Genomic DNA, 21,691 nt, shown 5'->3' with positions numbered 1-21,691 from the left:
GGATTTTGATTTTATTTAATAGTATGAACAATTTTTACAGCTGCTGTGGCTTTATCAGCGTTGATGTAACCAATAGCCTTTGGATTAGCAGCAACAAATTCTATTACTTCTGCTTCACTAGCAAGCTCAGCTGGAGGCGTACCTTTTCCTGTAAATACCAGTTTTGACCAATGCGCTTTTAATTGAGAGGATGAGCGGCCAACGCCCTTTTCATCAAAATCTGAACGAAGCGCTGAAGACTCGGCTAAATTAACGGCAACAAATGCATTCGAGCGCCCTGTATAAATTCGAACAACTTCCTCCGCATCAACACTCGTATTGTTTGCAGGATTTACGATAACGGCAATATTTGCTGCTGCAGAAAAAGAGAAAGCAACCAACGTGCCTAATAGCATTTTGTTTAACATAACAACTCCTTAAAATACTAAATCAACGCCAAGGGCAATTAAACCAATACGGTCACCAGTGGAATCGTTCTTTTCAGAAGAATATTGCACTTTAAACGCAGCAGATGGGTGAAAATCATAACGAGCACCAAGGTTCCATGTTTTTGCACTTCGCTCTTGTGAACGCACAATACCTTGCACCGGTACAAACAACTGTGCGGGTAACACAGCTTGGAACGGTGTGAAAATATTATCGCGGCTTTCGTTATCTTCAACCTCATAAGATATATAAGGAGTTAGGTTGTTAAAACGTTTACCCAATGAAACATAAAAATTGTTTTGTTCAGCAATAAAACTATTATCTACTGTCACTTGAGTGATTTCACTGACTAAAACCCAGTCGCCATTGTCGTAAGTTAAACCTAAACCTAAAAAAGAACCCGTCTCGTCTTGAATGTCAATGTCACTGACTAAAGTATTTAAACCAAGACCATTCAAGGTATTAAGCAAGCCACCAATGGTAAGCGTTGGCGAGAGTGACGCAGACTCTGCATCAATAGTCACTTTACCTCTTAAATAAGCAACACGGCCGCTTAAGTTGCCGTTTGAAAGCTCCCAAGTTAAACCAAGGATATTTTTGATTTCAGCATCTACTTCAAAACCACTAACCGTTGTCTCTCCGTCGTAAGAACCGGCGACGGCCTGTAAAGTAGAATCTAAACCGCCAATTTGGGCTGTTCGATAAAAAGAAACACCTTCAATGTTATCAAAACCAAGACCATAAACACCTTGAGGAACGCGCAACCAGTCATAAGCATAAGCCACATCTTTAAAATCAGAATACTTGTAAAATGGCGTTCTTAATCTACCCGCATTTATCCGCATATTCTCAGATAATTCGTAAGTAATAAAAGCCCACTCAAATCCGACATCAAAGTCTTTACTGCCACGGCCAATTAATTGCCCAGTTACAGACAATTTTTCACCTAAATCTGATTTAACCTGCAGTGCAAATAAACTCTCATTTTTTAAATCAAAGTTATTATCATAGCCATAAAGCTGCTGATCGCTTTCCGTTGTCATACCACCTTTAATGGATGCGAAACCGTTAATAGCTACATCGGCAAATGCTGCGGGGGCACTTAAACACCCTAATAATGCTAAAGATAAAGCTGTTTTTTTCATATGTCCCTCTTTAGAGCTAACTGATTATAAAGCCGCTACTGTCGTTACTGTCGTTACTGTCGTTACTGTCGTTACTGTCGTTACTGTCGTTACTGTCGTTACTGTCGTTACTGTCGTTACTGCAATCGTTTTTAAGATATTAGCATGTTATTTTTATTTAAAAAAAACTCTGGTTCATTCTTCTCAACATTAATTTTATGCCTTGTAAGCTAAACTACATAATGTCAAACAACAACCTGGTGGTAATAGCGTGATTGAACATCACTAACACAACGATGGACTGGTAAAAAGACCGCACCTCTTGTTAGCGGTTAGTCAATACATCATGAAAATACGTTAAAATCATAACTTTATTAATACTAAGCTGGCTGTTGAACAATTTTTGGCCATTCTGGTCAACAGATACGGCACAGATACCAGCAAAAAAATTTGTTTAGCGGCTTTGCAAGCCGATTTTTTATACAATACAATCAATCGTGATGTCGATATTATCCACAATTTTTTTGTGAAATTAAGGCCTTTAGCTTTTACTTAACAAGCTCATAGCGCTTTAATTAAGCAATCATGCTTATTAAAGAATACGATGTAAAAGTCACAAATCCACAACACAATGATCATAGTAGTTCAATTTTGAACTATCTTTAAATGGATACGAAGAACCATTAAATTCCTGGTTAGAAACGAATCAGCTAAAAAACCAATGCAAAGGCGCTAAAAATTACAAACTGACTATAGCCACATACGTTAGTTTTGCAAATAAAGCTATCACAGACATGAGACCTTTTTATAGTCTTGTAAAAGTTGAAAGTTGAAAGTTGAAAGTTGAAAGTAACATTGCGGCATTCTTCAAATACCTTGGAAAGGGCACGAATTGAACACTCAATATTCCCAACTTGAATTGTTACGCTGCTTAAACTTAGCCGTTGTAGTCCACGCCCCAGATACTCGAATTATTTATAGCAATATTCTCGCGTGCGAATTGCTAGGTTTAACTGAAGAACAAATGCAAGGCAAGAAAGGGATTGATCCGGCTTGGAACTTCATCACAGAACAAGGCATCGTTATGCCATTGGCTGACTATCCTGTGAATCGCATAATTTCCTCACGCCAGCGTTTAAAAAACCTTGTAGTTGGTATAGTAAGCCCTCACCTGATAGAACCCAATTGGGTGTCTGTTGATGGTTTTCCTGAATTTGATCTTAACGGTGAATTAACCCAAATCATCATCAACTTTTATGACGTGACTAACCTGAAAAAAGCACAAGAACAATTAAGGCAAAGTGAAGAGTTATTACGTTTATCATCTGAGTTAGCGAATGTTGCCGCTTGGGAGAGGGATCTTGTCACTGGAACAATGACACGTTCGAGCAACCACGATAAATTATATGGTCTCTCAGAGTTAGGAACATACGATATCGATAATTTTATCAACGCTACCCACCCTGAAGATCGTGAGAAATTTACCCTCTTCATCGACAATGCAATAGCGCAAGGAGGCGCTGATCAGTATAAATTTGATTTTAGAATACATTATCCTGACCAGTCTATTCATTGGTTAAACGTCGTAGGCCAAGTTATTGCGCGTGATGAAAATGGCGTTGGTACAAAATTGAGGGGGTTTATTACTGATATCACTGACCGAAAACAAGCTGAATTAGCAGTACACAAAAGCCAAAAACTTCTTGCCGAAACCGAACAGATCGGCAAAGTTGGTGGATGGGAGTTTAACATTGATACGGGCAAACAGACATGGACTGAAGAGGTTTTCCATATCCATGAACTGGATCCTGATTCAGATCCATCAATAGCAAGTGGCATTAATTTCTATACTCCGACATCCAAGCCGATCATCGCACTGGCCGTAGATCGAATTATCAAGTATGGCGAACCGTTTGATCTAGAACTGGAGATCATCACCGCAAAAGGCAATCTTCGCAATGTGCATGCCATTGGCAGAGCTGACTTTGAAAACCGCAGAGTCTATGGTTTCTTTCAAGATATCACCGATCGGATACAAGCAGAAGTTCAACTACGGATCGCTGCAACCGCCTTTGAGTCACAACAAGGTATGATGGTAACGGATATCAATAAATCCATTATCAGTGTCAATAAAGCATTTACCACTATTACCGGTTATTCTCCTGAGCAAGCCATAGGCCAAACACCAAGTCTGCTCCAATCAGGTCGACACGAAGCTGACTTTTATCAATCTTTGTGGGCAAGTGTTGACGCGCATGGTTCATGGCAGGGTGAAATTTGGAATAGACGCCAAAACGGCGAGATCTATCCAGAAATACTGAGTATTACGGCGGTTAAAAATGACCAAGGCCATACCAGCCACTACGTAGGTGTTTTTTCCGACATCTCAGCACGTAAAGCCATCGAAGAAAAGGTCGAACACCTTGCGTTTTACGACTCTCTAACCGGTTTGCCGAATCGTCTATTGTTAATTGATCGTATGCAGCAAGCCCTTTCTTCAAGTGTTCGCAGTGGCGCTCAAACAGCTCTACTATTTGTGGATCTAGACGAGTTTAAAAATATCAACGACACTGCAGGCCATCCCATCGGTGATAAACTGCTTCAGATGGTTGCCAAGCGTCTTGAATCATCAGTACGTGAGGGCGACACCGTTGCCAGATGGGGTGGTGACGAATTTGTCGTATTGCTTGAAGGTTTAAATTCTTCCACTGAAGAAGCCGCCAGCCAGGCAGCTTCCATCGGAGAAAAGATTCTCTCTTTGCTTGCTCAAAATTATCGGTTGGATGGTTTTGAGCATCAATGCACCGCAAGCATTGGAGTCACTTTAGTCGATACACAAAACCTTCAAAACATTGATAATTGCTTGCAGCAAGCAGACCTTGCTATGTATCAAGCCAAAGGGGCAGGCAAGAATACTTTGCGTTTCTTTGAGCCTCAAATGCAAGCAAGCATGTCGGCACGCGTTGCCCTTCAAACCGACTTACGTCAAGCTATTTACCTACAACAATTTTCTTTACATTATCAGGCTCAGGTCGCTGAAGGTATTGGCATTGTCGGTGTTGAGGCGCTCATCCGATGGACGCATCCTGAGCACGGTTTGATCCCTCCCGCAAACTTTATTCACATCGCTGAGGAAACGGGTTTGATCCTTCCTATTGGAAGCTGGGTATTAGAAACGGCATGCTCTCAACTGGCAAGCTGGGCCAACATTCCTGTAATGGCCGATTTGAGCATTTCCGTCAATGTCAGCGCACGTCAGTTCATGCAAGTCGATTGGGTCGATCAAGTGTTAGCGATCATTAAAAACACAGGGGCTAATCCGAACCTGCTTAAGCTTGAACTTACGGAGAGCATGCTTGCTCAAAATACCGAGGACATCATTGGTAAAATGACTCTGCTCAAAGCTCATGGTATAGGTTTTTCACTAGACGACTTTGGTACTGGCTATTCTTCGCTATCGTATCTGAAGCTTTTACCGATGGACCAACTGAAAATTGACAGCAGTTTTGTTAGAGATATCTTAATCGATCCTAACGACTCAGCGATCGCACAGATGGTGATTGGTTTAGCCAAGAATTTAGGGTTAACGGTGATTGCCGAAGGCGTCGAGACCGAAGCTCAGCGCAATGCACTGTCAAAACTAGGGTGTAATGAGTATCAGGGGTATCTTTATAGTAAACCGCTACCGATAAGGGAGTTTGAAGCATTCTTGAACCGTTTTGAAAAAAGCGCATTACAAGAATGATGTTAAGAAATCGATGCCTCACACTTTAATAAGTGAATAAGTGAAAAAACGATAAGATCCTAGGTTAAACTGAACCGTCACATTAAACTCTTCACTAAGAGCCTGCTTATTGTGGCTGCGAATTAGGCTTTTGCTTGTTTCGTTTGTTGCGTAATATCTTACCAACACTTACTTTATTGGCTTAGATATATTAGGCTATTACTTAAATAGTGTTGGCATTTATTGGCTATCTAGCTAGAAAGGTTGTCTAGCCCTACCCAATAACCTTGAGTAAAAATGGAACACCGTCATTACCTATGAACCGCGGCCAAATGCTCATAAGAGCAACTTTATTCTTTGTATTGTGTTTGTGGTCAATGCTTGCAACAGCAGATACCGCACTTACTGACACTGAAATTGCGCTTGTGAATGAGCGTTTATTTTTACTTGATGACCCAAAATCCAGCTTAACGCCGCAGCAAGCCTTTGCAGCATACAAACGCAATGAATTTACTCAAAATACTCAAAATAAAGTGAGTTTCGGTTTTACCCAAAGCACAATTTGGGCGGTACTACCTGTTGAAAATGTGACAGATGCACCTTTGCACGGCGTTATAAAGATTGATAATGCCTGGTTAGATAATATTGATCTGTATTTTTTTACTGCCGACCAATTAACTTACCTGGTATCTACAGGCGATAACGTGCCTTTCTTAGCACGCTCACGCCAAGATCGCATGCCCTCGGTTGCACATGAATTTCCGCTGGGCACGTCTCATGTGCTTTTTCGAATTAACTCTGAAGACCCTCTGACCATTCCTGTCTACATGGGCAGCGAAAGGGCAATGGCCAAGGCCTTAACCAAAAATGCTTATATTTATGGTGCTTTGTATGGTGGCTTATTGATATTGCTGATATACAACTTAGCGTTGTACTTTTACTTAAAAGAAATTAAGTACTTACTTTACCCCATCTACCTATTTGCCTTTACTGCATTTAATTTCACTTATACCGGACATGGTTTTTGGCTGCTTTGGTCTGGATCGGTTAGCCTGCAGCAGTGGTTAATGCCAAGCCTCATGTTTTGCTATTTGATCTCAGCAGTCATGTTTACTATTGGCTTTTTGAATACACGGACTTGTTTACCCGCCTTGTATACCTACAGGCAGCGCATCTATGCCAGTTTAATAGTCATAGCGGCTCTGATATTTTTGTCTGGTGATCGCGCGTTTATCATCATGATCCAGTTAATTATGCTAACCATCCTATCGGTTTGGATGCTCGTGGTTGGATACCTGGCTTTCAAAAATAACGATCCGCTTGCCAAGTTTTTTATTCCCGCAATCATTATGGGAACCGGCGGTGCAACCATTTCTAGTTTTGCCACTTGGGGCATTATTCCTTATTCGCAATGGGCGTTTCGAGGGATAGAAATAGGCATGCTATTAGAGATGTCACTGTTGTCTATATCTCTTGGGTTTAATTTTAAGTTAGCGCAAAAGGCTCGAATAATCGCAGAAAGCAATGCCCTGCATGATCCGCTCACCAACTTGTATAACCGCCGGGCATTTTCTAAGCTTGTTTACCCAAGTTGGGAGTTGGGTAAAAGGCACAATATTCCAATGTCCATCATGTTGATGGATTTAGATTGGTTTAAACGAATTAATGACCAATTTGGTCATACCGCAGGTGACAGCGTGCTAAAAGCGGTAGCTAAAGAAATTAAAAGTCGTCTACGTGACTCTGATATTCCATTACGCTGGGGAGGCGAAGAATTTTTAATATTTTTACCCAATACCAACAGTGAGCAGGCGCAACAACTCGCAAAAGTTCTGCGAGCACAAATTGAAAAAATTGACCTAAATAAAATAGGCAATGTGACGATGAGTATTGGTGTGGTGAGTGCCACTCCAAATCAAATTGATCTGGATAAATTAATTATTTTGGCTGATGAGGCACTCTATTCGGCCAAGGAGAAAGGCAGAAATACCGTGGTTGTAACAAGTTACAACACGCCTGTTGCCGACTAGCCGCACTTTGCATCAAATCATGATGCTGTAAAGTTCATCTCTTCAACTGGGTTAAATCAAGCCCTTAATGACACAACTATTAGTATTTACGAAATGGTTAAAAGAGTTAGTTAAAAATACCACGAGTAAAGACAGGTTTCTCTAATCATAAAGCTGGCCTATTAAGCATAAAAAAATAAACCGCGGCCTTGTAGCAGCGGTTTATGTAATGGCTCGATGCAGAAAAAGTGTGCCTTAGAACTAAGCTTGCGTCAGCAAATCCGAATACTTAGGCAGATACTTTATCTAACTCGGCTTTTAAGTAATGTGCCAGTTCAAGCATACCAAATTGCCCCGCTTTGGCCTCAGCGTCTGAATTATAATTGGTGTTAGTATTCACATCATAGGCATAGCTGTTGCCATCTGCATCTTGAATGGCCTCGATACCCGCAACGTCTATGCGATTCGCTTTTAAAAAAGCTTCATACTGCTCAATAAAGGCGGGGCGATAATCTTGTAGTATTTCAAATTTCGTTTTGGGCTGTGCCGGTTTTTCATCTGTTGGGCAGAACATGTCACCTATTGAACAGGCATCGGCTGGGCAAAGCTCGAAGCCTTCAGAGGTATCCACTTTCACACCATACAAAAACTTACCACCAATAAACTCATGTCGGATGATAAAGGGCTCGGTTGCTTTAATATATTGCTGAATAAGGGTAATGCCATCCACCGGCGCATCAAAGTAAGGACCATCAAGATACTCTTGCAGTGCCTGTACCGAGTGAAATAATTGTACACCTTGCCCCTTGCCCGCACGGTTATGCTTGGTGATAAATGAGCCCATGCCTAACGAGTTTGCAGCGGCGATGATGTGTTTTTTGCCTACGGCAGCAATAGTTTTTGGCGTGGCGATACCGGCTTTTTCTAAAGCCAAGTATTGATGTACTTTACTGATCTCTAAACGCAATGCGTTACTGCCGTTGATCACTTTACGGCCATGAAATTCCAGCCAAGCGATTACTGCGCCAGCCAGTTCTGGGGCAAACCTGTGATCACGGGTATGAGAAGAAGCACTCATACGATTATAAAAAACACCCTCGGGTGGCTCACTGGCTAAATCGATGATGCCCTCATCTAAATGCCATAGCTCATAAGGGAAATGCAATTCATCGAGTCGATTTTGTAAATGCACGGTCCAATCATTGTTTTCATGTAACACGTAAATCTTGCTCATGCTATGTTGCCCTTGATGACTCTTTAGGATTGTTGGGTTTGTTGCCTTTAGCTGAAAAATAACGCTTCAGTGATCTGTAATGCTTTAACACTAAATAACAGATGGCCCAATCAGCTTGAATCGGTACCTTGTTACGCCAAAGGCGATTTATCAGCGATGTCGTTGCATTGCTCAAGAATAAAGCCAATTTCAGTGACAAAAAAGCCCTCAAATTCGAGGGCTCACATTATTACCGATAACGACAAAAAGACAAATAACCCTTTTTGTATTGTTGGCAGTTAACCTTTTTTATTAGGCATCAAAGGGGTGAATGTACTCACACTTCCTTTATTTTTAAATAAGTCATTAACAACATGTCGCACCATGGAATACTGCGACATAACTGACAAGTCAGTTATGAGCTAGCAGGCGTCAATGGCCTATTTTCAAACATGAAGAACTCCCAACAACATTTAAGCTAATAAATTAATATGCTTCATGCCAAACACTTAAAAACATGAATCTTACCAACTTTGGATTTTAATAAATCACGTTTTGCCATATAAAAATTGTTATTTTGAAGCTGATGTTTTGTATGAGTAAGTTTTCAGCTCAACTTCCGCTTGTTGACAATCAGCCTGCTTGGCACTAATAGGTAATAACATCCAGTGACGTCGATGTGCGAAACCGACATCCAGCGCCTGTGCAACATCAAAGCAACTATTTTCGAGCAAGCTTTCTTCAATTAATACATACTGATGCTCATTTTGCTGCCAATGATACGCGGCCATTAATTGCTGATCATTCGGCGTATGCGCTCCAAAGTGATACATAGCATAAGGTGAAAATAAGAAAAATTGTTCTGAAAAATTAACTAAAGCGATTTGTGGCTGAGTTTCTTGTCGTGCCGCAAATTGCAGCTGTACTTGATCATAAATTGAGATCGGTGTGCTGGCGTTATTTCTGAGTTGATAACCATAGGTACTATAGGATAACCACAACACGCTAAAAAATACCGGCCAAGCAAGCCATTTGTAGCTTCTATTTAGCAGTAAAGTTACTATACCGATAACACCAATAAGCAAAAATAAATACCAAGGTTCTATCTCAATTTTCAGCGCTAATTTGCTTACGGCCTTTACATCGGCTAAGCCTAAAATCGCCAACAAAGTAAAAAGCAAACTTAAACCTAGTGTAAAAACAAATAAGCTATTTTTAAGTAATTTTTTCGATAAAAGCTCTTTGTAATAAGGGGCAATAGCAATAACGAGCATAGGCAATGCTGGCAAAATATACACACCTCGCTTACCAGAACTTGCACTGAAAAACGCGATGACTAATAACACATACCCTAAAGGCAGAAGAATACGGCCGTCATATTGCTTTACTGCGGCTAGCCAAGGTTTAATTAACCAAGGCACCGTGAGAATGGCAGGTAACCAAAATACCGGTATCACTGAGGTAATGAAATACCACGCAGGCTTTACATGATGCCAAGCATCGGCATAACGGGTCACCGTTTGCTTTAATAAAATATTATCGCGGTATATTTCATAAGCATTGTTATCAGCTTGCGCAACCAACAATAGCATCGGAATAAACCATAAACTAATCGCCGCTAACATAAAAACTGGCCCAGTGAACCAGGTCCAGAGCGGGTGTTGCACAACTCGCTGCGAGCGTTCTGTGTTTCGCGCATACCAAATATATGGCAGCAGCATAAATACGGGTAAAAACCCGACACCTTTGGTGATAACACCAATACCCATAAAAAACCACGCAAGCGCATACCATTTAAATTGACCATCGACTAAGCAATACCTTAACAGTCCATAGCAACCTAGGGTGATCCAAGCACAAACCATGGCGTCAATCTGCGCGGTTTTTGCTTGCAACAAAAACTGAAGACTAAATAACAATAGCCAGCCTGCTACCAGAGCCGATTTTTTGTCCCATAGCCGTTTTGTAATGTCATACACTAATACCAACGTTAACATCCCCGCCAAGGCACTAGGCAATAGAAAAGACCAGCGCATTGAACCCGTTAGCCAATAAAAAAAGGCAATCGTCCACATAAAAATGGGGGGTTTATCGGGATAAAGTTCTTCGGCACGGGCAGGAAAAAACCATTGGCCCGTTTCAACCATCTCTTTTGCAATAAAAGCAAATCTAGGTTCATCCGCAGGCCAGGGATCACGCAGCCCCATACCGGAAAAAATAAGTACTGCCGCCACAAAAAATAATAGCCAGCTAGTCGCACCAGCTTGTTGCAGAAACGCTGGAAGATAAGTTGGTTTAAGGGTATTCATAACTCTTCCTTGGCACTAGGCTTGAGTGCGTTATTATCGCTACTGCTGAATTCAACGGCGCTGCGTTTGTATCGTTTATAAAGATGAATGCTGAGAACACTTGAAATTGCTAACATCACAATACTGACAGCAATTTTCCAATCAGAACCGATTAATATCCCTTTACCAAGTAAAGCAAAAACAATCATTTGCGGCAGATATCCTACCGCAGACCCAATAAAAAAAGCGCGTGCATTTATCCGTGAGGCGCCCGCAAGCAAGTTAGTAATAAGATTACTGCCAATGGGTAATAACCTTATAATGATCGTTTTACGCGTAGGTTGTGCAGCTAAGAAACCAGCAATTGCTGCTGTTTGGCGTGCAAATCGCTTAACAATTAACGGTGATATGGCATATTTAGAAATATAAAACACCAACGAACATCCGAGAACAGCTGCCAAAGTTGCAATTAAGGTTCCCCACACAAAGCCAAATGCATATCCGCCAAGAAAAGCCACTAGCTGTCTTGGAAAGCCGCATGCCGTTAGCACTGCACCAATGACTAGAAAGTAGATCAGCCCTTGAATGCCGTTTTCTCTGATATCGCGATCAATCCATTCTTGATTAAACGACGACAAAAAATCAAAATCAGTCAAGATCCAACCGATAACTAAGCACAAAACAAAAGTGGCAATGCTTTGTTTATACCATTTAACGTTAACGTGTTCAGAGTGTGATTGAGTCATTTATAGTGGTAAATAATATGTTGGTTTAAGTCTGTTAATTTTTAGTTGTACAGGTGGTTTCAGTAACATGTACCCTTTTATTGCGTTTTTGCAGCCACATTACACCTAGCATATCGATTAACCCTGCAAACAAACGCCCCCACATACCATATTTTGATTGGCCATGTTGACGATCTCGGTGGCTCACTTCTACTACAACGATGCTACCGCCTAAGCGCTTGATAAGTGCCGGTAAATAACGGTGCATGTGATTAAAGTACGGTAGCTTGTTAAAGGTTGCTTTTGGAAAAACTTTCAACCCACAACCGGTATCAGGAGTATCATCATTTAATAATTTGGCTCTAACACTATTAGCTACTTTTGACTGGAAACGTTTCCAAGAGGTGTCTTTTCGCGCTTTACGGTAGCCAGCAATACAAAAGTCTCGCTCAATGAGTTTAACTTTTTCAGCATGTTGTAATAAGGTTGGGATATCGGCTGGGTTATTTTGCCCATCAGCATCAAGTGTGACAATTAAATCACCACGGGCAAATTGAATACCTGAATAGACGGCTGTGCTTTGGCCAACAGATTTTTGGTGTCTTACCAGTTGTACCTTTGTGGGATAAGCATCATGTAATGCCATAATTTTTGTATAAGTATCATCCGTGCTACCATCGTCGATATAGATGATCTCAAAATCATTTCTATTGGAAAAACAATCAAAAATTTCTAACACCAATGGCGAAATATTATCGGCTTCGTTTTTGGCTGGTATCACAACACTAATGCAAATCGTTTCAGGCATCCGTTTCTCGCTTAAAAGGCCAACTATTCATCATGAGACTATAATTCATTATAAACAGCTTTCCCTTAAGTTTTCCTTAAGGCATTTTTATACAGTCAAATAGCCGAACCTCTGAGGTATCTTCTTAAATTATCCAGTTAAAATATAATGTTAAGTAATTTTTAAAAATTCATGACGTTTCGCAGCTTTTCATATCAAATATGTGACAAAACTAACAGGAATCCCATTATTTCAAAAGGGTATCCTTATTAATCACCTAACAAAAAGCCCACTATAACGGTAAGCGTTGCAGCAACCACACCGTCCCGGTGTGATTGCCTTGTATATCAGAACGGCAACAGCTTTGTCAGCTTGTCTGGGGTATCAGCGTTAGGTAGTGCTTTAAATAATGTAGTTAGATAATCATACGGCTCCAGACCGTTGATTTTGGCGGTCTCTACCAGACTATAGAGTGCCGCACTGGCTTTAGCCCCTGATGTGGTGTTAGCAAACAGCCAGGCTTTTCGGCCGATGACGAACGGTTTAATCGCGCGCTCAGCGCGATTGTTGTCGATGTTCAGCCGGCCATCTTCCAGATAACCTATCAGCTTCGGCCATTGATTCAGGCTGTAAGTGATGGCTTTGCTAAGTAAGCTTTCTGTTGGAATGGTGTCTTTGGATTTCTCCAGCCAGTCCCACAGTTGTTGCAGCAATGGTTTGGCGACTTCTTGCCTGTGTTGGTATTTAACCTCTGCAGCCTTGGTTTTTAGTTTGCTCTCCAGCGCATACAGCTTCTGGATATGGTTGATGGCCCAGTCAGCTTTACCGGTTTTGCCTTTACCCTGGGCTTTTTGTGCCTCGACGAACTTGCGTCTGGCATGCGCCCAGCAACCGACTAAGGTCGCTTGTGTTTGCTCATAACCGGCATAGCCATCCACCTGCAGATAACCAGTGTAACCATCAAGATAGGCTTTGGGATGTTTACCGCCACGCCCATCCTGGTAATCAAACAGTACCAGTTTAGCCCCCGTTGATGACTCAATACCGCAGCCGTAAACCCACATGTAACAGGTACTTTTTTCTACATCCAGCACGTTTACGGTCGTTTCATCGGCCCACAGCACCGGCTGCTGCAGTAGCGCGTTTTTCATCAGGGCCAGCAGTGGTTCGAGTTTATCCGCACAGGTAATTAACCAGCGGCTCATGGTTTGGCGACTCAATTCAATACCGGCTTGGGCAAACAGCTTTTCCTGACGGTACAGCGGCATGCCGTAGTGCATTTTGCTGCTGATGATTTGAGCCAGCAGGCTGGGCGTCGCCATGCTTTTGGGAAGGATAGCCGGCGGTACATCGGCTATTTGTATAGCCACTTCCGTGCCCAGGTTTTCACATGCCCGGCAGCTGTATTTGGGCCGGATGTTTTTAATCACCCTAATTTGAGCCGGTACGAACTCAATCTGCTCACTGACTTCCTCGCCCATCCGATGCAGCGCATGGCCACAGCAGGCACAGGTTTTATCGGTAATGTCGTGGACAACGTCTACCCTTGGCAGCTCGGCCGCAATGCGCGGACGGCGCGGTTTAACCGGTTTTTCCGCTTCGGTCTGAGTGGCTTCAGACTCGGTGTGCTCTTCGTCAGCAAGCTGCTCTGCTTCGTTCAGCACCTCGCCATCGCCCTGATAGCTTTCGCTGCTGGGGCTGTATTTTTTGTACTGGGCAAGGTTGTACTGCTCCAGCAATTGCTGCAGCTTATCAGAGAGCTTTTGGTTTACCCGCTCTAATTTGGCGATGCGTTTGTCACGCTCAAGAAGCATTTTCTTGAGCGTTTCAATATCATCCGGCAGTGTTGAAGGTGTCTTTTTCATGGCCGTTATTGTAACGGCCAATTTGGCTAAGTGCTTGGTAAGATTTAGATTGTTTTGGTTGTGATCTAAAGGATTTATAGCCGATCGGCATATCAGCCCACACTTTGGTACTGCAACGGCTGATGCGGAGTCAGTTTTTGGATATCAATACCCTGCAACAACCAGTGCCACTGCTGTTCGCTGATAGAGAGCACCTTACCGGGCATAAGACGCGGCCAGCGGAATTTGTCTTTTTCCAGCCGTTTGTACCACAGGCAAAAACCTGTGCTGTCCCAGTACAGCACTTTTAAACGGGTACGCTGCCGGTTACAGAATACAAACAGTGCACCGCTAAACGGCGATTGCTGCATGTCCTGCTCAACTAACAGTGACAAGCCATTGATGGATTTTCTAAAATCCACCGGCTGTTTATGCAGGTAAATTTTTGGCGGGTCGATAAACATCTTCATGATTAAAGCGCCCGGAGCAGGGCCGCTAACCACAAGGCATCTGTGCCTGGTGGTAAGTGCAGCTCAACATCGCGCTTTTTCAACATGATGCTTTGATTGAGTATCATGCCTTGTGTGGTCAGCTCGACAAAGCCGGTATCGTCTTCCTGTTGCCAGGTGAGAAGTTGCCGCTTACGATAGCTGAAATAGGCTGGGTCAATGCCTTGCTGTTTTGCAAATTCGGTTTGAGTTAGCCCACTGGCTTTATGCTGGTCAAACAGCGTCAGCCACTGCTCGGTTGTTCTGCGGATCATGTTAAACCTCAGCCTGGTTTTAGATTCAGACAGGGTAAGAAGATTTAGCTAAGCTTGGAATGTGTGGTTGGCGTTACGCTTACAGCCAATCCTTGAGCGCTTCCATACGTGGTTGCAAACAACCCTGCGTACCTTATCGAAAGGCTCGCCGTTATCCAAGGCTATTCACTATGCTCTGAAGCAGTGGGAGGCGCTGGTTGCCTATGTGGATAACGGTTATGCTGAGATAGATAACAACAGTGCAGAGCGCTCATTGCGGCCGATTGCCTTGGGTAGGAAAAATTACCTGTTTGCGGGTTCAGTTGCTGGAGGAGAGCGAGCTGCCGTGCTGTACTCAATACTCGGCACCGCTAAACTCAATGGCATCAATCCAAATGACTATCTCACAGCGGTACTTAAGCGTATCGGCAATCACCCCATCAATCGTGTCGATGAGTTGTTACCTTGGAATATCGATCTATCCAAACAGTCAGGTGAGGCGATTTAAGACACTAAGTGTCCACTAAAGTTAAGTGGACACTTAAATCAGAGCGCTAACCTGTGATCGCCGGACGCTTACTGTTATTGAATAATGTCAACAAAGAAAGTCCGCAAAACTCATACTGCTGAATTTGTTGTGGTTTAAGGCTGACAACAAAAAGCCCACTATAAGGTGGGCTTTAACTTTTAAACGTCTTATTTCCGGTAAACGACTTATTTAATCCCATTAAACGACTTATTTAATGGGATCAATTATTGTAAGAAACAATAAAGTTCCCCAATGGTTATATCTTGACTCATTTAATATCAAAGGCGAATCCCATTTAAAAAACAATTAAGATCCCCGCTAAACAAACATAAATTTAATTAATTCTATTTTTACCAATACATAAACATAAAGAAATAAATAGTCATTATAGAAAATTTCGATGGATCTGGAATTAAATTTAATTTTCCAGATGTCGCTGTAAGCTCAATACCGAGATGCCTACTAAATGCTTTTTCCCATATGCAATATCAATTTATGACCATAAATTAAGTTAAATTACATCAGCTAATTAAATGCATATTTTTTTCAAAAACTAAAAACAGTAAATTGGCCTTTTTCGAAGTTAAAGCTAACAATTAAATGGCCAAAACTGATCACCTAAAAAATCTAAGATTTTCGATTTTTTGCTGTAGTTAATATAAGTAATCCTATACAAAACAGCCCTAAAGTTGCAGGGAGAGGAACAGGAATAGAATCTTTCGAAATGACAATTGAACTAATTGTTCCACTGATTTGTAATTGACTCTTACTCGAGAGATCTAAAAAAAACAAACCAAAACCCATGTAACTAAAACTATTTTGATCTAATAGGTTAGGAATAGTCAACTCATTGAAAACTCTATTTGAGTTATCCTGCAAGCTGATTGTAAGACCACTAAACCAATCAGCGTTACTAAAATAAGTATTGGTCTGAAATACATCCGTCCCATTTCGACCATCTACAATACTTAAACTTGTATCAATAACTATTGGCATGTCTGAAGTAGGTGCAAAATAAGTCTCTAGTCTAAAACTTTCACTTTGAATGGCGTTTAGGTATATAGCTTGATGACCGTCCGAAGAAATATCTGAGAGAATAGCTCGATTATCAACAGTGAAGCTTCCTCTAAAATAGTTACCTTTGGAAAACATCTGATTTGAGAACATATTCGATGAGTTGAGATCTGTTGTAATGTAGCCTTCACATTCACCATTTATGTCGTTAATGCAATCAGCTTCATAAAGACTAGTGATTAATCCAGAATACTCATAGGTAACAAATGTAGCATTCGCTGGCAAAGCAAATAACAGTCCAGATAGAATAAGAATGTTCTTAAGCATGAGTACTTCCTTGTATATTTTTTAATATATAGTAATTGGTTCTATAAAGTATGCAACTAAATTTTATAGGTATTATCATATAACCTTAAATTTTAACATTTAAGCTTTTTATCACGCAAAAATGACAAGCCTATTAAAGCTAATAACAACATCCCAATCGTTGGTGGCGCAGGTATTGTAGCGACAGTTAGCTCATTTAGTTGACCAACTATCCTAATTATTGGGCTTTTTACGGCATCTCCATCATTAGTTTCAATAGTAACGTTAGCGTTATAATTAAACGCTTCTAAATCTGGAATAAATAATGGAAGTCTAGTATTGTTAAAAATTGAATAATTAGACGTACTCAGAAATTCTAAATTGAATCGAATTTTTATATTTTGATCAAACACGGTGTTATTGATTTTCATGTTAGGAGCGGCGAAACGGATAAAATCCCCCTCCGCAGGCATATTGTCTGATACATCAATCGTTAGTGGTTCAATGCACAATGAGTCCAAGCAAGAAGAAGGCTTGTAAAAAAAACTTTCAAAAAAATTATCCCCTACCTTTAAAGTGAATTTAGCCAACTGCTGAAATTCATAAAAAGATTGTGAACTAGTTATGTCGCCTGTACTTCTTACTTTATCTCCATAAGCGCTATCATAACTAATAGATCCCGAGAAACTATCCGAAAAACCAAAGTGCTGACTGTTTAAAAAAATTCATTGTTAAAATTGCCTGAAAAATTAAACTCAATTAATTTTGCATTAGCAGATGCACTGAATGTTAGGGTTAAGGCACATAATATGTTGCGTATAAATTTAAAAATATTGTTAAGTGGCGCTAAAAAGTTATTTTTATCTAACCTAAGATTCATAATAAAATTATAATCGATATTGACCAAGGTCCAGTTTAGAATATTTTTACCAGTGTTATACATTTTTAATCTCTTCCATGATTAGCGGGTTTAAGAAATAAGATAACTTTGCAAAATTGAGTAATTTTTAAAAATTTAAAAAACGTTACCTTAAAGAACCTGCCTTTTGAACAGGTTTTTTGATGTGCTATTTAGTTTACATGTCAAAGCTAACATCAGACAAAAAGTTAATACAAAAAGCAAAAAGGAGCTGGGCTCAGTAACGCTAACAGTCTGAATATTTCGCAAATCACCAACAAATGAAGATTCAACCAGTGTTGTTTTGTCTACTATACTAAAACTGTTTAGAGCATCTGATACGTCAAATAAATCCAATAAAAGTGGCAGTTCCGAACCAGTTAAAGCTAGACCTGAATGGTCATATAAGGTCAGCCTTAAAGCATATGCATATTTTGCATCAAACCAATTTATAGTCATGCCAAATATGTCTAGGTCATCAATATCAAGCACTGAAGGATTTTTAATAAAAATATGGCTAGATAACTGATTCAAATTTTTTGAAAGGTTAAAGAGCATGCTACCTAATGATAGAGACAAAGTTTCTACCACATCATAATAACGAGTAAAATATCCAATTGGTGCTTTAGCGCCCCCATCAAACATCACTTCGAATCGCAAGCTATCAAGCGAGCTGAATCCAAAGTCTTTACATTATTCTTTTGTTTGACCTATTGAAAAACACGAAAAACCAGCTTGATTTGATTCAACTTTAATAAGTTGTTGCGTGTGAAAACGTCGGAAAAGACAGCAGAAAAAAAGAGAATGCCAATATCTTAAAGAAATCACCAAATTTACCCACAATATTCATCCCTGAAAATAACACAAATTAGTTAATGCTATATAAATAAGAAACAAAAATCAATCTTTATCCACCAGCAAAAAAAATCAAGCTAAAACAATGATATTGCAATGCATTTTGATACTCATCTTTCATCGACGATAAAGGAATAATTTAACTAGCAGATATTTTGAGTTAATTTAGCAGGAGTGCGTTGTTTTAGCGGGCAGCAATTGGAAATAGCGCTTTACCATTAAGCGTTTCTAATGCAATCAATGTGTTTAGACACTTCATACATCGCACCCAAATCACCCGTCGCTATAATTGATAATGGCGACTGTCCGTCAAAGTAAGGATTGTCGTTAGCCATCGACATAAACCCATAAATATTTTTAGGGTTAGTAAAAACTATCCTTAAAGCCTTGTGAATATTAGCAAGATAGCTAAGGCGTTCTAGTTGCTCCCCACTCAATTTAACCCGACTTAAATCTTTCTGGTAACGATTAAATGTGCTTTGACTTAAACCCAAGATGGATTGCTTCTGGGTATCGGTGCAACCCCATTTATCAAGAATGTTATTACGTAAGCGTAACGCCAACCACACATTCCTATCCTAACTGATCAACATTACCCTGTCTGCCTCTTTAAATTATCAGGGTAATCATCATGAAACGCACTAAAGAACAATGGCTGGCCTTATTCGCCGAGCAAGCCCAAAGTGGCCTTACTCAAACGGCATTTGCTAAACGACAAGGGATTATCCCGACCTATTTCAATCTCCGTAAACGCCAGTTGTTGGCTCATCAGAATGATGACACCGGTTTCATTGAATTAGCACCACAAAGCTCGCCACTGGCCCGGCATATCCTGCTACGCAAGCGTGATATGGAATTGCAACTTCCAGCAGGGACGGATGCACTCTGGTTAGCCGCCTTGCTCAGGGCACTTTGACCATGAAAATGTTCCTCGATGTGCTTAAGGTCTATTTGCATAAACAGCCGGTCGATTTTCGCAAATCCATTAATGGTTTATCGTTGCTGGTCGAGCAAGAGATGCAGCTCTCGCCATTTAGCGGCGCACTGTTTGTGTTCTGCAATCGGCAGCGTACCCGGTTAAAAGTGTTGTACTGGGATAGCACCGGGTTTTGCCTCTGGTACAAGCGACTTGAAAAAGACACGTTCCGCTGGCCAAGGCAGATGCCAGGTAAAGTGTTGTCTATTAGCGAACAGCAATGGCATTGGCTGTTGCAAGGTGTCGATATTCAAAAAATCACCGCGCACCAGCCGCTGCATTACCAGAGTGTGGGTTGATATGCCGATCGGCTATAAATCCTGTAGATCGCATCCAAAACAATCTAAATCTTACCAAGCACTTAGCCAAATTGGCCGTTACAATAATGGCCATGAAAAAGATACCTCAATCCTTACCTGATGATGTTGAACTGCTCAAGAAAATGCTGCTTGAGCAGACACAAAAGCTTGAGCGCAAACTGGCGCAAAAAGACAAACGCATCGCTAAACTAGAGCGGGTTAACCAGCAGCTCTCGGATAAGTTACAGCAATTACTGGAGCGCTATAACTTAGCGAAGTACCAGAAATTTAGCCCCAGCAGCGAGACCTACGAAGGTGAAGGCGAAGTGTTGAATGAGGCCGAACAGCTTATTGAAGACGAGTTCGTAGCGACAGAGCCAGACACTCAGACGACCGAGAGCGCTGAGAAAGCCGCCAAGCCACGCCGACCGCGTATTATTCCTGAATTGCCCCGCGTTGACGTTATCCATGACATTGACGATAAAACCTGTGTCTGCTGTGGCCATGCCCTGCATCAAATGGGTGAAGAGGTTAGTGAGCAAATTGAGTTCGTGCCCGCGCAAATCCGTGTTCTTAGAAACGTCCGGTTGAAATACAGCTGCCGGCAGTGTGAAACCAATGGCACTAAGGTCGACATTAAGATTGCTGATGTGCCAGCTGCGGTTATCCCTAAGAGCATGGCCACGCCAAGTTTACTGGCGCAAATCATCAGCAGCAAAATGCACTATGGGATGCCACTTTACCGACAAGAAAAACTGTTTAATGAAGCCGGCATTGAGCTTAGTCGTCAAACGATGAGTCGTTGGCTGATAACCTGTGCAGATAAACTTAAACCGCTACTGGCGTTAATGAAAGCCGAGCTTCTGAAACAGCCGGTGCTGTGGGCAGATGAAACCACCGTCAATGTGCTGGATGTTGAGAAAAGCACCTGTTACATGTGGGTATATGGCTGTGGCTTAGAGAAAAGTACCGGCCCTAAGCTGGTGCTGTTTGATTATCAGGATAGCCGCAGCAGCAAACATCCCTGTGACTTCTTATCCGGCTTTAACGGTTATCTGCAGGTCGATGGTTATGCCGGATATGAGAAAACTCACGCAACCTTAGTCGGTTGCTGGGCGCATGCCAGACGCAAGTTCGTCGAAGCCCAAAAGGCGCAGGGTAAAGGCAAAACGGGTAAAGCGGATGTGGCGCTTAACCACATCCAGAAACTCTATGCACTGGAGAGTAAATTAAAAACCGCGCCGCCTGACAAGAAGTATGACGCCAGACAAACCCTAGCTAAACCACTGCTAGAACAATTTAAAAGCTGGCTGGATAAATCAAGCGAGAGTGTCACGAAAGAAAGTTTACTGGGAGTCGCTATCACGTATAGCCTGAATCAGTGGCCCAAACTCATCCGCTATCTGGACGATGGCCGATTAAATATCGACAACAACCGTGCTGAGCGCGCCGTCAAACCGTTCGTGATTGGACGCAAGGCGTGGTTGTTTGCCAATACTGAAACGGGCGCAGAAGCCAGTGCTGCAATGTATAGCCTAGTCGAAACGGCCAAAATCAATGGTCTGGAACCGTATGATTACTTATGCCGCTTGCTGACAGAGCTGCCCAAAGCCAATACCCACGAGCAACTGCAAGAACTCCTGCCTTATTGATCAGCAGCCACACCGCAAGGTGTGGTTGTTGTTACGCTTACGTTATTACCAAGTTTAAACGCAACACTATGATCTATTTGTTGAGGATCGCACGGTTTTGACGTGATATTATTCATAGCCAACTCACCAAGTTGTATATTTACACAACAACACAGTTTAAAAAGGCTTTCAACACCCTACTTTTTAATAATTTTGTCGTTGCACATCTTTCGCATGGTTAATAACTCAATTCTCAGTATTTACTATGTGCTCTTATAATTTGGCTTTTTTTTGATTACTA

The 21,691-nt window shown here is 41.4% G+C and carries 18 protein-coding genes and 1 pseudogene; 6 read left to right on the top strand and 13 right to left on the bottom strand.

Annotated features, from left to right (window positions below; genetic code table 11):
- Positions 1-11 precede the first annotated feature (11 nt).
- On the bottom strand, positions 12-407 hold the full coding sequence (locus ACUJFL_RS06845; protein ID WP_226750773.1) for a phosphate ABC transporter substrate-binding protein: 396 nt from the start codon (positions 405-407) through the stop codon (positions 12-14).
- 9 nt (positions 408-416) lie between these two features.
- Positions 417-1,571, bottom strand: a complete 1,155-nt coding sequence (locus ACUJFL_RS06840) for a porin (protein WP_226750772.1) — start codon at positions 1,569-1,571, stop codon at positions 417-419.
- An 871-nt stretch (positions 1,572-2,442) separates the two neighbouring features.
- Between ACUJFL_RS06840 and ACUJFL_RS06835 the strand changes: the two genes are divergently transcribed.
- Positions 2,443-5,295 carry a sensor domain-containing protein gene (locus ACUJFL_RS06835; protein ID WP_445428810.1) on the top strand — a complete coding sequence of 951 codons (2,853 nt, stop codon included), beginning with the start codon at positions 2,443-2,445 and terminating at the stop codon, positions 5,293-5,295.
- Between the two features lie 266 nt (positions 5,296-5,561).
- Positions 5,562-7,304: a diguanylate cyclase gene (locus ACUJFL_RS06830; protein ID WP_445428809.1), complete on the top strand. Its 1,743-nt coding sequence runs from the start codon at positions 5,562-5,564 to the stop codon at positions 7,302-7,304.
- Positions 7,305-7,572: 268 nt separating this feature from the next.
- On the opposite strand, the gene ACUJFL_RS06825 is transcribed toward ACUJFL_RS06830, so the two are convergent.
- The 7 genes from ACUJFL_RS06825 to tnpA (ACUJFL_RS06795) all read right to left on the bottom strand — a co-directional run bounded on the left by ACUJFL_RS06825 (position 7,573) and on the right by tnpA (ACUJFL_RS06795) (position 14,903).
- Positions 7,573-8,517: an ATP-grasp domain-containing protein gene (locus ACUJFL_RS06825; RefSeq protein ID WP_445428808.1), complete on the bottom strand. Its 945-nt coding sequence runs from the start codon at positions 8,515-8,517 to the stop codon at positions 7,573-7,575.
- Positions 8,518-9,068: 551 nt separating this feature from the next.
- A complete protein-coding gene (locus ACUJFL_RS06820) occupies positions 9,069-10,805 on the bottom strand; it encodes an ArnT family glycosyltransferase (protein WP_445428807.1) in 1,737 nt (578 codons plus the stop codon).
- Positions 10,802-11,440, bottom strand: coding sequence for a TVP38/TMEM64 family protein (locus ACUJFL_RS06815; protein WP_445428806.1), 639 nt, complete (start codon positions 11,438-11,440; stop codon positions 10,802-10,804). Before ACUJFL_RS06815 ends, ACUJFL_RS06820 begins: the two co-directional genes overlap by 4 nt.
- 124 nt (positions 11,441-11,564) lie before the next feature.
- Positions 11,565-12,317 (bottom strand): glycosyltransferase family 2 protein, encoded by a 753-nt coding sequence (locus ACUJFL_RS06810; RefSeq protein ID WP_445426475.1) that lies wholly within the window; start codon positions 12,315-12,317, stop codon positions 11,565-11,567.
- A 326-nt stretch (positions 12,318-12,643) separates the two neighbouring features.
- The gene (gene tnpC, locus ACUJFL_RS06805; protein WP_445428805.1) at positions 12,644-14,161 is read right to left on the bottom strand and encodes an IS66 family transposase; all 1,518 of its coding nucleotides are present in this window, start codon (positions 14,159-14,161) and stop codon (positions 12,644-12,646) included.
- A gap of 92 nt (positions 14,162-14,253) precedes the next feature.
- The gene (gene tnpB, locus ACUJFL_RS06800; protein WP_226752464.1) at positions 14,254-14,610 is read right to left on the bottom strand and encodes an IS66 family insertion sequence element accessory protein TnpB; all 357 of its coding nucleotides are present in this window, start codon (positions 14,608-14,610) and stop codon (positions 14,254-14,256) included.
- Positions 14,611-14,612: 2 nt separating this feature from the next.
- Complete coding sequence (gene tnpA / locus ACUJFL_RS06795) at positions 14,613-14,903, bottom strand: IS66 family insertion sequence element accessory protein TnpA (protein ID WP_445428804.1); 291 nt, start codon at positions 14,901-14,903, stop codon at positions 14,613-14,615.
- Between the two features lie 67 nt (positions 14,904-14,970).
- Here tnpA (ACUJFL_RS06795) and ACUJFL_RS06790 point away from each other — a divergent pair.
- A pseudogene (locus tag ACUJFL_RS06790) lies at positions 14,971-15,390 on the top strand (IS66 family transposase); the annotation flags it as partial.
- 648 nt (positions 15,391-16,038) lie between these two features.
- Here the strand turns inward: ACUJFL_RS06790 and ACUJFL_RS06785 are convergent.
- The 4 genes from ACUJFL_RS06785 to ACUJFL_RS06770 all read right to left on the bottom strand — a co-directional run bounded on the left by ACUJFL_RS06785 (position 16,039) and on the right by ACUJFL_RS06770 (position 19,053).
- Positions 16,039-16,752, bottom strand: coding sequence for a hypothetical protein (locus tag ACUJFL_RS06785; protein WP_445428803.1), 714 nt, complete (start codon positions 16,750-16,752; stop codon positions 16,039-16,041).
- A gap of 92 nt (positions 16,753-16,844) precedes the next feature.
- Positions 16,845-17,321 (bottom strand): hypothetical protein, encoded by a 477-nt coding sequence (locus ACUJFL_RS06780; RefSeq protein WP_445428802.1) that lies wholly within the window; start codon positions 17,319-17,321, stop codon positions 16,845-16,847.
- A 440-nt stretch (positions 17,322-17,761) separates the two neighbouring features.
- Positions 17,762-18,277, bottom strand: coding sequence for a hypothetical protein (locus tag ACUJFL_RS06775; RefSeq protein WP_445428801.1), 516 nt, complete (start codon positions 18,275-18,277; stop codon positions 17,762-17,764).
- A gap of 425 nt (positions 18,278-18,702) precedes the next feature.
- Positions 18,703-19,053 (bottom strand): antitoxin Xre-like helix-turn-helix domain-containing protein, encoded by a 351-nt coding sequence (locus ACUJFL_RS06770; protein ID WP_445428800.1) that lies wholly within the window; start codon positions 19,051-19,053, stop codon positions 18,703-18,705.
- A 62-nt stretch (positions 19,054-19,115) separates the two neighbouring features.
- Here ACUJFL_RS06770 and tnpA (ACUJFL_RS06765) point away from each other — a divergent pair, with 62 nt between their 5' ends.
- From tnpA (ACUJFL_RS06765) to tnpC (ACUJFL_RS06755), 3 genes are all read left to right on the top strand, one after another.
- The gene (gene tnpA / locus ACUJFL_RS06765) at positions 19,116-19,400 is read left to right on the top strand and encodes an IS66 family insertion sequence element accessory protein TnpA (protein ID WP_226752469.1); all 285 of its coding nucleotides are present in this window, start codon (positions 19,116-19,118) and stop codon (positions 19,398-19,400) included.
- Between the two features lie 2 nt (positions 19,401-19,402).
- Entirely contained in the window at positions 19,403-19,759 is a 357-nt protein-coding gene (gene tnpB, locus ACUJFL_RS06760) for an IS66 family insertion sequence element accessory protein TnpB (RefSeq protein WP_445425237.1), read from the top strand.
- Positions 19,760-19,851: 92 nt separating this feature from the next.
- On the top strand, positions 19,852-21,411 hold the full coding sequence (tnpC, locus tag ACUJFL_RS06755) for an IS66 family transposase (RefSeq protein ID WP_445428799.1): 1,560 nt from the start codon (positions 19,852-19,854) through the stop codon (positions 21,409-21,411).
- Positions 21,412-21,691 lie beyond the last annotated feature (280 nt).

It is taken from the genome of Alishewanella sp. HL-SH05, assembly GCF_052655985.1.
The sequence above is the reverse complement of the archived record's forward strand: the minus strand, read 5'-3'. Positions and strand labels throughout refer to the sequence as shown.